This is a genomic window from Cryobacterium sp. CAN_C2 (genome assembly GCF_015751745.1).
Taxonomy (GTDB): domain Bacteria; phylum Actinomycetota; class Actinomycetes; order Actinomycetales; family Microbacteriaceae; genus Cryobacterium.
In genome coordinates, this window is the sequence record NZ_JADOUX010000005.1 from 175,782 (window position 1) to 189,025 (window position 13,244).

At 63.3% G+C, this 13,244-nt stretch carries 12 protein-coding genes and 2 pseudogenes; 11 read left to right on the top strand and 3 right to left on the bottom strand.

Annotation, left to right across the window (positions count from 1 at the left end; all coding sequences use genetic code 11):
• Positions 1–259 precede the first annotated feature (259 nt).
• Positions 260–364: a DUF3224 domain-containing protein gene (locus tag IWX77_RS17020; protein ID WP_297413543.1), complete on the bottom strand. Its 105-nt coding sequence runs from the start codon at positions 362–364 to the stop codon at positions 260–262.
• A 9-nt stretch (positions 365–373) separates the two neighbouring features.
• Between IWX77_RS17020 and IWX77_RS17025 the strand changes: the two genes are divergently transcribed.
• From IWX77_RS17025 to IWX77_RS06505, 6 genes and pseudogenes are all read left to right on the top strand, one after another.
• Entirely contained in the window at positions 374–619 is a 246-nt protein-coding gene (locus IWX77_RS17025) for a hypothetical protein (protein WP_327012086.1), read from the top strand.
• Between the two features lie 15 nt (positions 620–634).
• Positions 635–739, top strand: a pseudogene (locus IWX77_RS17030) (YciI family protein); the annotation flags it as partial.
• A gap of 105 nt (positions 740–844) precedes the next feature.
• The gene (locus tag IWX77_RS06490) at positions 845–1,744 is read left to right on the top strand and encodes an RNA polymerase sigma factor (protein ID WP_196843740.1); all 900 of its coding nucleotides are present in this window, start codon (positions 845–847) and stop codon (positions 1,742–1,744) included.
• 158 nt (positions 1,745–1,902) lie between these two features.
• Entirely contained in the window at positions 1,903–2,328 is a 426-nt protein-coding gene (gene arr / locus IWX77_RS06495) for an NAD(+)--rifampin ADP-ribosyltransferase (RefSeq protein WP_196843692.1), read from the top strand.
• Between the two features lie 466 nt (positions 2,329–2,794).
• Positions 2,795–3,106 carry a GNAT family N-acetyltransferase gene (locus IWX77_RS06500; protein ID WP_196843693.1) on the top strand — a complete coding sequence of 104 codons (312 nt, stop codon included), beginning with the start codon at positions 2,795–2,797 and terminating at the stop codon, positions 3,104–3,106.
• Between the two features lie 72 nt (positions 3,107–3,178).
• Positions 3,179–3,832, top strand: coding sequence for a class I SAM-dependent methyltransferase (locus tag IWX77_RS06505; protein ID WP_196843694.1), 654 nt, complete (start codon positions 3,179–3,181; stop codon positions 3,830–3,832).
• Positions 3,833–3,916: 84 nt separating this feature from the next.
• Here the strand turns inward: IWX77_RS06505 and IWX77_RS17420 are convergent, their stop codons facing one another.
• On the bottom strand, positions 3,917–4,438 hold the full coding sequence (locus tag IWX77_RS17420) for a hypothetical protein (protein ID WP_442784427.1): 522 nt from the start codon (positions 4,436–4,438) through the stop codon (positions 3,917–3,919).
• A gap of 553 nt (positions 4,439–4,991) precedes the next feature.
• On the opposite strand from IWX77_RS17420, the gene IWX77_RS06515 reads away from it, so the two are divergent.
• From IWX77_RS06515 to IWX77_RS06520, 3 genes are all read left to right on the top strand, one after another.
• The gene (locus IWX77_RS06515; RefSeq protein WP_196843695.1) at positions 4,992–6,731 is read left to right on the top strand and encodes a putative bifunctional diguanylate cyclase/phosphodiesterase; all 1,740 of its coding nucleotides are present in this window, start codon (positions 4,992–4,994) and stop codon (positions 6,729–6,731) included.
• Between the two features lie 117 nt (positions 6,732–6,848).
• On the top strand, positions 6,849–7,040 hold the full coding sequence (locus IWX77_RS17045) for a three-helix bundle dimerization domain-containing protein (protein WP_327012087.1): 192 nt from the start codon (positions 6,849–6,851) through the stop codon (positions 7,038–7,040).
• Positions 7,041–7,271: 231 nt separating this feature from the next.
• Positions 7,272–7,613 carry a hypothetical protein gene (locus IWX77_RS06520; RefSeq protein WP_196843696.1) on the top strand — a complete coding sequence of 114 codons (342 nt, stop codon included), beginning with the start codon at positions 7,272–7,274 and terminating at the stop codon, positions 7,611–7,613.
• 368 nt (positions 7,614–7,981) lie between these two features.
• Here the strand turns inward: IWX77_RS06520 and IWX77_RS06530 are convergent.
• Positions 7,982–9,884 (bottom strand): annotated as a pseudogene (locus IWX77_RS06530) (amino acid transporter).
• 705 nt (positions 9,885–10,589) lie between these two features.
• On the opposite strand from IWX77_RS06530, the gene IWX77_RS06535 reads away from it, so the two are divergent.
• Together IWX77_RS06535 and IWX77_RS06540 are read left to right on the top strand one after the other, a co-directional pair.
• On the top strand, positions 10,590–11,135 hold the full coding sequence (locus tag IWX77_RS06535) for a PadR family transcriptional regulator (protein WP_196843698.1): 546 nt from the start codon (positions 10,590–10,592) through the stop codon (positions 11,133–11,135).
• A gap of 37 nt (positions 11,136–11,172) precedes the next feature.
• Positions 11,173–12,852, top strand: coding sequence for an ABC1 kinase family protein (locus IWX77_RS06540; protein ID WP_196843699.1), 1,680 nt, complete (start codon positions 11,173–11,175; stop codon positions 12,850–12,852).
• The last annotated feature ends 392 nt before the right edge of the window (positions 12,853–13,244 follow it).

The window sequence follows — 13,244 nt, forward strand, 5'->3', positions numbered from 1 at the left end:
TCCCCTCGACATGGCGGCTTTACCTCAGTGGCTGAAAGCCCCAGAATTCTGGACGTTCATTGAGGGATCCGCGTGAGAGCACGGTCCCTCAGGTTGTTCGGTTTGCGGGCACGCGAGCAAGGTTCAAATCCAGCCTCGATCACACTTCGTGGGCACCTGGAATGCCGTCCGGTGAGCGTCCCGCTATCGCGCACCCCGACATGCTCCCTGAATTCTCCTGGGGTGCACGGAGGAATCCTGTCGGCGAGCGTTCCGCCGGCTATACCTCGTAGTCGAGTTCATACCGGTGGGTGCCATCGTCCTCGATGGTGAGGTGAAATGTTCCGGTAATGCCGTTGAGCTCGCCGTGTCCCGACCCGGGCACGATCGCATAGTGCAGCGTCTGCGAACCTTCGTGCACCACGCCGAGCTGGCCGAGCGCGAGGCCTCTGGTTCGGAAGTCGACCGCCCCAAGCGCACCCGCCCGTCCCAGGAGATCATCGAAAAGATGGGCGCCTACAACGAGGCACTCGTTGCGGCGGGCGTGCTGCTGGCTGGCGAGGGCTTGGCCGACGACACGACCGTCAGTTGTGTTGTGGACTTCGCGGGTGAGGCCCCGGTCGCCACGAACGGTCCCTAGGGGGAGGTCCACGAACTCTTCAATGGCTTCTGGATCATCCAGGTGTCGTCGAAGGAAGAAGCCGCTCAGTGGGCCAGTCGGGCTCCGCTGGGCCCGGGCTCGAAGCTCGAAGGGCGACGTGTGACCGAAATGAGCGACTTCGCCGACTTCGCCGATACTGACGCCCTGAAGAATGAGGGCGCGTGGAGAGCCGAGAACGGGCAGGAGTGACCGGCGCTCGCGCGCCTGACCGGCGACATCTGCCTGGCGGAAGATGTGGCGCAGGAGGCGGTCGCAGACGCTCTGGCCGAGTGGCCCTCCACAGGGATACCCACAAATCCCGGCGTCTGGCTCACCACCGTCGCAAAGCGGGAAGCAATCGATGCGTGGAACCGTCGCCGGAAGCTGGAGGACCGATACCGTTCCCTGGCGCAGGACCTGGACGATTACGTTGCAGGAGTGGGCTCCGGGCATCCCATCGAGGACGACGTCCTCCGATTGGTCTTCACGGCGTGCCACCCGGTCCTGGGCCGCGAGGCGCAGATCGCTCTGACGCTCCGCATCATCGGCGGCCTGTCGACCGCCGAGATCGCGCGGATGTTCTTCGTGCCAGTCGCCACGATCCAGCAGCGCATCGTTCGCGCGAAAGCGACGCTGGGCGCTGCGAAGATCACCTTCGAGGTACCGGAACGAAACGAATGGCAGAGGCACATCGGGTCCGTGCTCGGTGTCGCCTACCTGATCTTCACGGAAGGGTACGCACCGACAACGGGCGACCACTGGATTCGACGCGACCTCGGCGAGTGTCACGCGACTGCAGAGATGTTCGACCACACCGACTGGTACCGGATCGTGCTGCTCTACGAGGCACTGGGGAGCATCGCGACCAATCCCATCGTCGACCTCAACAGGGCCGTCGCGGTATCGATGGCCATGAGTCCAGCCACCGCCCTCGCCATCGTCGATCGCGTCGACAGCGACGGCGCCCTTCGCGGCTCGTACCTGCTGCCCAGCGTTCGCGGTGAACTCCTGGCGAAGCTCGGCCGGACGGATGAGGCTAGATCCGAGCTGCTCACAGCGGCCCGCCTGGCGACTAACTCCCGGGAACGCGATGTCCTCCTCGCGAAGGTCGACGGCCTGCAATGACCAATTTACGTTCACGTTGATCGTGCACAATAAGAGTCCAGCTTGCGGGCGCAGCGGCTGCCTGCTCGTCGTGGATCGTCGGCGACCGGGTCGTGGATAATGCCCACGTGCTCGACCGCGCTAGAGTCCCGGTACAAATATGTTGGGGAGAACACATTATGAGCGTGCCGAAACCGTTCGAAGTCCACGCGGCGGAGGCGTTGTTTCACGGGACGAAAGCGAACCTCGCGGTGGGCGATCTTTTGGGGCCCGGACGGCGTTCGAACGTCGGCGGGGGCCGGACCGCGAACCACGTCTATGTTGCGGCGACCGTGGATGCCGCAACGTGGGGCGCTGAACTAGCGGCAGGCGAGGGCTCTGGCCGGATCTATATCGTTGAACCGATGGGCACCCCTGAAGACGATCCCAACGTGACGGACAAAAAGTTCCCTGGCAATCCGACCCGATCCTATCGGACCCGGGAGCCAGTGAAGGTCGTCGGTGAACTGGTGGACTGGGTCGGACACTCGCCTGATCAGTTACAGGCCATGCGAGACAACTTCGCCGACCTGGAGCGCCGGGGCTTGGCGGTCATCTACGACTGACCGAGTTCGGACGCAGATGGGCCCCACGAAACTCCATTACCTCAATGATGGTGGCGCATACCTCTGCCGCCGTTGCGGATTGTGGGTCGCGTTATGGTGGCGAGGCGAAAGCCAAACCAGCCCTAACGGGGCGGATTGATCGCGGCCGGGTGAGCTGGACCCCATAAACGCTGTCACATCCGTTCCCGAGCGGTGCGACTCCGCGATGCGGCGAATCTGTCCCGCTAAAGGTTCGGCCTGCGGGTGTCTGTCGGTAGGAGCCGTTACGGTAGGCGCGTGGCCATAATGCTTCGGGAACTTGACGATGCTGAACTTGATCGACTCTTCGATTGGGAACAGGATCGTGCGGCAGCTGAGATGGCTGCGCTCACCGGCGCGGATCCATCCGATCGGAACGTGTTCGATACCCACTACGAGCGAATTCGAACCGATCCCTCAGTGAGCCTCCCTCAGTGATCCTCCGCCAGTGATCCTCCGCGCGATCGACGACGGTAACGGTCTGGTGGGAACCATTGGAAGCTTCACAATCGATGGAGACCGCGAGGTTACCTACTGGATCGACCCGGCTCGATGGGGCGAAGGACTTGCCTGCGCAGCCCTCCTCGTGTTTCTGACCGTTGCGACGATACGGCCGGTTCTCGCCCGCGTAGCCGAGCACACTTTCGGCTCGGCCAGGGTGCTGGCCCGCGCGGGATACGTGGATATCGGCTCCGAGACATCGCATGCCGATGGCCTGGGCCGCGATGTCGTCGAGCACATCTACCGACGCGCTCACTAGCTCCACCGGTTCGGCCCGCTGACCGTTCGGCGAGAGCTGGTCTCCGTGAAAGCCAGGGTGCATCATTGATCCGTGAGCGAGATCGAGAGCGGTTATCCCGACGGGTTCTTCGAGCGTAGCGATCCCGCGTCCGATGCCATCTTTTACCGGCCGCTAAGGCTCGTCACACACATCGACGACGCCGCGATCGGCGCTGTCTCGGAGCTCTACGCGGAACTCGGAATCGACGGTTTGTCCAGGGACCACTGGCGAGTACTCGATCTGATGTCGTCGTGGGTGTCGCATCTTCGCGCCGCCCCGGACGAACTGGTCGTGTTGGGGATGAACGCCTCGGAGCTCGACGCCAACTCGATGGCCACTGAGCGCATCGTGCAGGACCTGAATGCCGACCCCGTTCTGCCGTTTGCCGACGGGTCTTTCGATGCGGTGCTGTGCTGCGTCTCGATCGACTATCTCGTGCGACCCGTCGAGGTGCTCCGAGAGGCCGCGCGAGTGTTGCGGCCGGGGGGCCAGGTCGTGATCACTTTCTCGAATCGATGCTTCCCGACCAAAGCGATCCGCGGCTGGCTCGAGACGGATGACGAAGGTCGTGGCGCCATCGTGCTCGATTATCTTCGTCGAGCCGGAGCATTCGATGAAGCGCACCTGAGCCTTCGTACGCCCGCCGCTCGGGGGTATCGAGGTGATCCGCTCTATGCGGTGACGGCGCGACGCGCGGTGTCGTAGAGGCGAACGGCCCCTTGAGAAGAATCGCGCTGCGTCAGCGAAATCGGCATATCGAAACTCAGGCTGGCGCCACGAGCCGAACTGTCAGGCCTCGTGACAGGAGAGAGCGCCTCGGATGACCACATCCACCCGCATCTTCACTGCCGGACGACGACCGCCCAGGGCGTGTCTCCTAACACTTTGAGCCAGTAACGCTTTGAGCCATATTGTGATGGCACGAAGGACGACTCCGCCGCGGTACGTGAGAGCGAGCTTGTCATAGCGGGTTTCGCTGCTCCGCCATTGCTTGAAGGCCGCGAAACACCCGTAGATCACGTTGCGGCGTCTGTCCGCCTCCTTGTCGAGCCCTGATGGCCGGCCGCCGCCAACACGCGGCACCTCGAGGCTTCCCATTACCTCCGGGAACAGGGGCGAGTCACCGCCTTGACCGGGCCCCAGCAACAACGCCAACGGGCGCATCTTGGCATCGCACAGTGCCTGGATCTGCGCCGTCAAACCGCCACGTGACCGGCCAATCGCATGATCAGGAGGCTCGTCGAGCAGATTCGTGTAATTTGACAGATCCCCCTGTGGTGCGAGCAAGGTTCGTGCCGTGCTGATGGGCACGATTCAGCGTCGAGTCCACCGACACTTCCCACTCGATCACGGCCACCGCATCGGCCTGCGACAGCAACTCGGTGATGATCTTGTCCCACGTCCCATCGCCGCCGAGCTCGGCATCAACGACGCGATCCGAGCCCACTGGTCATCGGTCAATACAGAAGTGCGAGACACGAGACAAACATCTCAGCCGAAAGCACAAACAGTCAGGAGACACGTCCAGGCGACAGTGAATGGACTCGCCGGACCAGTCGACCAAGACAACCGCTGTTGCAACGACCCCGTGAGACCGCCCATGGCTTACGAGAATTCGATCAGGGTGAATTTGTCGGCGGTGCGCGCAATGAGAATGCGAAAGTGACTGAAACAGTTCTCAATATTCAGACCGCGCTGATCAGTCCCTCGTAGGTAAAGGGTTCCGCCGCCGGGCAGTCGCACCACGCGGTGAACTGCCGCGAGCGTTCCCGGCGACCGGGCTCCGCCAGCGCAGGACCTGAACGCTCGGCAAACAGCGGCGGTTCCTTTTGGACCCGCGGCGGATCTCGGGTATTGATCAACTATGAGCATTGTTCTGGCGTCCGGGTTCGACTTTTTCAGGGTGGACCGTGTAGCGTGCCTGGCCGACCTGGCGACGGAGGTGAGGTTGGTTTCTGCCGCGACACCGGTGGCTGAGATCGACCGGATGTTTCGCGCGGACCGGCAGCTCCGCTCCCTTGTGGTTCAGAACGCCGGCACCCACGCTTTGCTCTCGCGTGAGCATGTCGAGTCCACGTTGACCGGTCGGCTCGGCTACGGCCGCGGGCTCCACGCCCGGTCGACGGCCGGTCAGTTGGTGTCCGAGAAGGCGCTCGCCCTGCCCGGGCAGATGTCCCTCGTGGACGCCGCGCAGCGGATCCTGGGGTTGCCGGAGAACAGCCGTGACCGCGACGTGCTGGTGCTGACCGATCAGGGTCCCCGCGTAGCGTCGGTGTCGCAGGTCTTTGAGCGGCTGTCGGAGGACTTCCGGTACGCAGCACTGCACGATTCCCTGACCGGGCTGCCGAACCATCGGCAGTTGGAGGACCGGGGCGTCGTGTTCATCCAGAGTGACCCTGATCTGGCAGGCGTCGCCGTCCTCTACATTGATCTGGATGGTTTCAAGGCCGTCAACGACACCTTCGGCCATCAGATGGGGGACGAGGTCCTGATCGGGTTCGCCGATCGGCTCCGGCATATCGTGCGACCCGGGGATGTCCTCGCTCGGCTCGGCGGCGACGAGTTCGCGGTGTTGTTGACCAACGTGGACGAGACGCAGGCACTGGCCATCGCCGACACGGTAGTGCTCAGCACGTCCGTCCCCTTTCTCTGCGGCGGGCAGCCACTGCACGTCTTCGCGTCAGTGGGGATGGTCATGGCCAGCGAAGTCGCCGTTGAGCGGGGGCTGAGCCGGCTGGACGTGTTGCTCCGCCAGGCCGACGGCGCGATGATCAAGGCCAAACAGGCGGGCAAACGCCAGGTTGCGCGCCTGAACGGACACGGTGAGGCCGTTCCGATCGCCCGCAACGCGCACATTCGTCGCCGCCTGACGGATGCCTTCGAAAGCCGGTTGTTCGAACTGCACTACCAGCCCCAACTGGACCTGGCCAGCAACGAGTGCCTCACGGTCGAGGCGCTCCTTCGTTGGACGGACAGCGAACTGGGTGCGGTGCCACCGGCCGAGTTCATTCCCATCATGGAGCTCTCCGGCGACATTCTCCGGATCGGAAAACGCGTCATCAATGAGGCCTGCGCCCAGGCCAGGATCTGGCTCAATGGGGGGAGCCCGCGCCGGATCGCCGTCAACGTGTCTCCCATGCAACTCGCTGCTCGCACCATCGTTCCTGATGTCCGGGCGGCGCTTGGGGAGCACGGTATCCCGGCCAGACTGATCCAGGTCGAGATTACCGAGGGCACCGCGATCAGCGACCTTCCCCGAGCTATCGGACAACTCCGCGAGCTCCGTGAGATGGGCATCAGCATCGCCCTCGACGACTACGGCACCGGATACTCCTCCTTGTCGATGTTGCGCGACCTTCCTCTGAACATCGTCAAAATCGACAAGACCGTCATCGACAGCATTGATGCGTCACCCGCCGCCGCTGCACTCGTGGGCGGCGTCATCGACACCGCCCATGCACTGGGTCTCACCGTCACTGCTGAGGGTATCGAACGACCCTGCCAGCTCCAGATCCTGCGAGACCTTCGCTGCGACACGGTGCAGGGCTACCTGATCTCTCCGCCCGTTTCCTCTGCCGACCTCCCGCTGAACGTCGACCGGTGACCCCGGCGGCACGCGCGAGAGCGCGTACGTATCCAATCCACGCCGCCTCTCAGGCCCTCGCCGAGACCAGGTAGGTGAAGTATTGACCACCGGTATCTTCTCCACGAGACTTGCCAGATGAACCTCGACGACGAATACCGAGCGGTCGCAAAGGTAGTTGATCGACTAGTCGAACGATTCCCCGAACTCCCTCGGCCGCGCATTGAAAAGGCCGTCTACGAACAACACCACGTCTTTGACGGGCGTCCGGTACGTGACTACGTACCCATGCTTGTCGAACGCGAAGTCAAGGCCCGATTGCGGAACTAGGTCTAAGGCGTGGCTCTGTTCAGCGCAGGGCAGCGTGTGAGGTAATTGGCTTTGACCGGCTGTGGGACATCGCGATCGGGTAGTACGACTACGTCACCGCGCGCGATGCAAAAACCATCGGGGCTGTCCGCGATCGACTTGACCACATTGGCCCATCGCGGGAGGCTCTCTCAAGCAGCGCACGGCGTTTATCGATGTGATCAACTCCCGGTCACGGCCCGTGCTGAATTCATGCTCGCGGTTCTCTGGACTAGGTCTGGGGTGCTGCGGGAGACGCTGGGCGCGAAGCTCGTGGCATATTTGGGAGGCGTTCGTGAGACACGCGCCGTTCGAGAGTGGGCCGAGGGAACGCGGACGCCTTCGAGCGACGTTGTGCTCCGGTTGCGTACGTCGTTCTATGTCATGGCGATGCTGAGGGACCGCGAGTCGGCGTCGACCGTCGCGAGTTGGTTCCAGGGAATGAACCCGGAACTGAACGACGTCTCGCCGGCGCGAGTCCTGCGAGAGCAGGAGTTCGAGACTGCGGGCCCCGCTGTGCTCGCGGCGGCTCGTTCCTTCGCGGCGTTCGGCTGAGCGGGCGTGAGGGACACAGATCTGGTCATTGTCACTGTCGACCAACGGCCTGTCGACCAACGGCCTGTCGACCAACGGCCTGTCGACCAACGGCCTGTCGACCAACGGCCTGTCGACCAACGGCTGTGGCGGGTCGGATTCCGTCCGGAACCGTGGGAGTGGAGCAACTGCAAGTACGCCACCGAAGGCGGGCGTGTCGCTTCAACGGCCGGTGGGATGACTCTCATGGGCAGTTTCGGACGGTCTATGCCGGTGATTCGCTTTTCGCGTGCCCGATCGAAGTTCTCGCGAAGTGTTGCGCGGGCCACACGACGCCGCTGACTGCGAGAACTGCTTCCCGCGTCAGGATTCTACGCAGATCATCGTGATCAGCTGACGTGGATGTGCGGTCGTCGTTTGGCGTTGGGTTCCGATTCGCGCAACACTTTGCGAGTGACGGGGGCGATTTCGCCGAGGCCGGTGAACAGGAACTTGAACATGTTGGAGATCGGGTTGCCCTGCGTCCACTCGAAATAGATCTCCGGGATCAGTCCGGTCTGGTCGCGGATCTCAAGCAACACGGAGGCGATCGTGTTCGGCACGTTGCCACTCGTTACCTGGAGCACGCGGTACCCGTGCTTGGCGACTCCGCGCACGAGCAGGTCCTCTTCGAAATCGGATGAGTCGGAGGGGTGCACCTCGAGAAATATGATCGGTGACCCGGGCGGGATATGTCCGAAGCGACGTTCGTCGCGGCTCTTGTTCCGGTACTCGGCCTCGGTGTCCTCATCGGGCTCGTGCGAGATGATCCTGATGACGTCGTACTCCTCGGCATCCGACATGACGTAGTCGAGCGCGCTGGAATCCAGCACGACGGAGGTCGCCCGCAGCTCGAACGAGCGCCGGACGCGGGAGAGGATCGAGGTCGTCATGATGGCGAGAATGAAGAGTCCGGCGATCCGGACGCCCTCCGGACGTTCAAAGACATTGGCGACCGTCGTGTAGGTCAGGATCAGGGTGATGACGCCGAACCCGAGGGTGTGCCAGCGCTGCTGCTTGTGCCAGGCCGAGAGTGTCACGGCGACGGAGGCGGACGTCATCAGCACGAGCACTCCGGTGGCGTACGCGCCGCCCTGGGCGTCGACGTTCGCCTGGAAGACCACGGTGATCAGGAATGCGATGCCGATGAAGACCAGGACGAGCGGGCGGACGGCCCTGGCCCACTGGGGCGCCATCCCGTACCGCGGCAGGTAGCGGGGAACAAGGTTGAGGAGACCGGCCATCGCCGACGCGCCGGCAAACCACAGGATGCAGATGGTACTGATGTCGTAGATGGATCCGAAAACCGGTCCGAGGTATTCGTGTGCGAGATACGCGAGGGCACGACCGTTGGCCGGTCCGCCGGGGTTGGAAGTCCTTCTGCGGGATGAGCAGGGTCGTGACGATGCTTGAGGTGATGAGGAAGCCGCTCATGATGAGCGCCGCCGTGGTGAGTAGGCGCTTGGTGTCGCGGATCCGGCCGGCGGGGTTCTTTTCGGTGTCGCTGGCGTCGCCCGTCACGTGCGGCATGACGGCGACCCCGGTCTCGAAGCCGGACAGGCCCAGCGCCAGCTTCGGGAACACGATCAGGGCAATTCCGACCATGACGAGCGGATTGCCATGTTGCGCGGTGAGCGCTGCCCACCAGTCCGTGATTAGGGCAGCGTGCCCGGCAACGTGTCCGATGGAGACTAGGATCACTACGAGATTGAGGAGCAGGTAGATCGCCACGAGCACGACGGCGATGCCGATGGCTTCCTTGAAACCACGGAGGAATACGAGGCCGAGCAGCGCGACCAGGAACAGGGTGACCAGCACCTCCTGACCGTGCATCCAGGAGGGAGCGAACGGGTTCTCGATCGCGTGGGCCGTGGCGTCTGCCGCCGACAGGGTGATGGTGATCATGAAGTCCGTGGCGGCGAACCCGAGCAGGACGAGCACGAAGAGCTTCCCGGCCCACCACGGCAACAGGCGGTCCAGCATCTGGATCGAACCAGACCCGTTGAAGCTCTCCTGTGCAACCCGTCGATACACCGGCAGGGCACCCAGAAGAGTCAAGGCGACCAACACGATGGTCGCGATCGGCGACAGCAAACCGGCCGCGAGGGCCGCGATGGCCGGCTGGTACCCGAGGGTGGAGAAATAGTCAACCCCGGTCAGGCACATCACCCGCCACCAGGAATGCGTCTTCTCGACCGTGGCGGCGTGGGGACCCACGTGATCGGCGCGCTCGTTGACGAGGCCCTTGAGCATCCAGGTGCGGATGCCGTCGGAGACAGCGCGAGAGTTGATCACCCGCAAACACTACTCCGAGGCGACACAAACAACTTTCTCTAGCCAGTCACACCAGATCAAATCTCCGTCAATCGCTGCGTTTTTGAATTGAACAGGCTCAGGGGAGCTTGAGGTAGCCCTCAAGCGTCCAAATTTCGCGTTCGAGGCCGCGAAGATGCATACGCGCAAGGAGTCGGGATGCCCTGGCGCGCCGTCACTCGACCAACCGTCATACTCGCCAGCGTACGACCAGCGGAAGGCCGTACAGCCAGGTCGTACGATGTTCTCGGACTCCAGTGTCCTGGTCTCGACATGGTCGAGGGGTGCAGCTTGCCCCTCACTCAAGTCCGTGCCGGGAAGACCCTCATTTTCTGCCCTTCGGACCTTCCCCATCTCAGCGCCCTGATTGCGTTCCCGGTCGCCTTCGCCAGCCTCATCAGCGGCCTGATACTCGCCCGGCCACTGCGATTCGCCAGTGCTCTCCGATGGCATGATGTTGGAAACTTTTAGTTCGACGTGTGCCCGCCCCGCGGCCCTCGCTCTCCATGGGCGGTGCAGTCGACTTCTGAAAGTGACGCTGGGAGCCGGCACAGAACATCCGTTTGTTTGTATCGCTCGACCGCATCGCCACCTATCGTTGAGTATCGTTGTATATCGTTCGCGGTTCACACAAAGGAGGCAATCATGGGCAGTTCATTCCCGACAGGCGGGTTCGGCGCTGGTAATAGCATTGAAGGCATGTGGCAGGCGATGGAGCAGTTGCGCTCACGGTTCGAGAAGCAAACGGGCACCCGAGCCGGTCGCGGCGAAGTGCGCACGGCGGTGCTGGCGCTGCTCGCTGAGCAGCCGATGCACGGCTACCAGATCATTCACGAAATCGAGGAGCGCAGCGGCGGCAGCTGGAAGCCCAGTGCGGGCTCGGTCTACCCGACCCTGCAGTTGCTGGCCGATGAGGGCCTCATCAGCGCCGAAGAGTCCAACGGCCGCAAAATCTACTCACTGACCGATGAGGGTCGCGAAGCTGTCGCTGACGCCGACACGACAGCGCCGTGGGGGTCAGCGGGCGCAACTCCCGGCCATGGCTTCGCGGCTCTGCCCAAGGCGGGCGTCGAGCTCGCCCAGGCGGCGGCCCAGGTGGGTCGTACCGGCTCGCCGGAGCAGATTCAGCAGGCCGTCACGGTGCTCGACGAGGCGCGTCGTCGGCTCTACTCGATCCTCGCTCAGGACTGACGGGGTGCCATCGGCTCGTCGAGGTCGAACCGATTCGATGTCGGGCGCGGGAAACACCCGCGCCCGTTACCGCCGCATTCTGCGTTTTGCCGGCTGGAATCTCGCGATAACGTGGTGGTTCGAGCTGTTCCTCCCTCGCATCGGGCTGGTGAAGATTGCCAAGCGCACACGATCAAAGCGGATGCGACGCTTCGCGAAGGGTTTTCATGTGCTGGCGGCCGACCTCGGCGGCCTCATGATCAAGGTCGGGCAGTTCATGTCGTCACGTCTCGACGTGCTCCCGCCCGAGATCACCACCGAACTCGAGGGGCTGCAAGACGAGGTGGCTCCTGTATCGTTCGCGGCGATCCGCGCGGTCGCCGAAGCGGAGCTGGGCATGCCGCTCGATCGCGCGTTTACGATGGTCGACGAGATCCCGGTTGCTGCGGCCTCTCTCGGGCAGGCGCACCGAGCCCGACTCTCCCCGGTCGATGCTGCCGACACCGGGCTCGACGAAGTCATCATCAAGGTGCAGCGACCGGGCATCGATGAGATCATCGATGTCGACCTGGCCGCACTGCGGAAGGTGGGCGGGTGGCTCAGCCATGTGCGACTGGTGTCCAACCGTGTGGACATGCCTGCGCTGGTTGAGGAGTTCGCGCAGACCAGCCTCGAAGAGATCGACTACCTGCATGAGGCTGCGAACTCCGAGCGCTTCGCGGAAGTTTTTGCCGACGACGACCGGGTGAGCGTGCCCGTTGTCGTCTGGGAGCGCACCACTCGCCGCGTGCTCACCCTGGAGGACGTGACGGCGATCAAGATCACGGATGTGGACGGCTTGGTCGCGGCGGGCATCGACCCGGCGGGGGTGGCCCCGGTCTTCGCGGCGGTCATGTTCGACCAGCTGTTCACGAAGGGTTTCTTCCACGCCGATCCGCATCCCGGTAACGTCTTTGTCACCCCGGTCGCCGACGGGCCTGCTGGGCGCCCATGGAAGCTGACGTTCATCGACTTCGGCATGATGGGCGAGGTCTCTACCGGCACAAGAAGCGGCCTGCGCAAGCTGCTGATCGCTGCAGCCTCACGCGATGGGCGCGGTCTGGTGAATGCGATGCGGGACGTGGGTGTGCTTCTTCCTTCGGCGGAGACGACGCAACTCGAGCGGGCGATGACGCAGCTGTTCGCTCGGTTTGGTGGCATGGGTTTTGCCGAGCTGCGCGAAGTGGACCCACGGGAGTTCCGCGACTTCGCGGTGCAGTTCGGTGCTGTGGTGCGATCGCTGCCGTTTCAGCTGCCGGAGAACTTCCTGCTCATTATTCGGGCGATGTCCCTCACCTCCGGGGTGTGCAGTGCGCTCAATCCCGCGTTCAACCTCTGGGACTCCGTTGAGCCCTATGCGGCGCAGCTGCTGCGTGATGAGGGCGGCAACCTGGTGCAGGACTTCGCGAAGCAAGCGTTGGAGACCGCGGGCATCGCATTTCGTCTGCCGAAGCGGCTCGATGCGCTCATCACCCGATTCGAGGACGGCTCCGTGGCGGTCGCAAACCCGGGCCTGGAGAAACGGGTCGTCCAACTCGAGCGCACCACACGGCAAACGGTGTCAGCGCTCCTGTTCGGAGCACTGCTCATCGCTGGTGTGCTGCTACGAGCGGATGACGCGGTGCTCGGCACGGTGCTGATGATCGCGTCGGTCGCCCCGCTGCTGCACGCCCTGTTGACGGGTCGCCGCGGCCTCTGAGTGATGGGTGTGCGAGGCTGATACTGGTCCTGAAATCCACGTTCACGAGGCTGCCGTCGTCGTCGCGGCAGACGAGGTCGGCGATGCCCGCGCACTGGGTGAACTTTTGGTGCCGTGTCGGGAGCTTGCTCGCTCTCGCCGCGAAAGATTACCGCATTTTTTTTGGGCCTTGTGGCCGTGCTCGCTCCGGTAATTTCTACCGGCCAATTTGACGTTGACCAGCTAAATCGCCTGATTTCGCCAGTATGAAAGCACATTTCAAATGCGGAGTATGTCATGAAAGATTGCGTGTGACCGAAAGTCAGGGGTTTCGGAGAAAATCGTGAGGATTTGTTCAAACAGGCGGGGCATGCTGGCGGATTCGCCCGCGCCAACCCGACGTGCACGGGCCC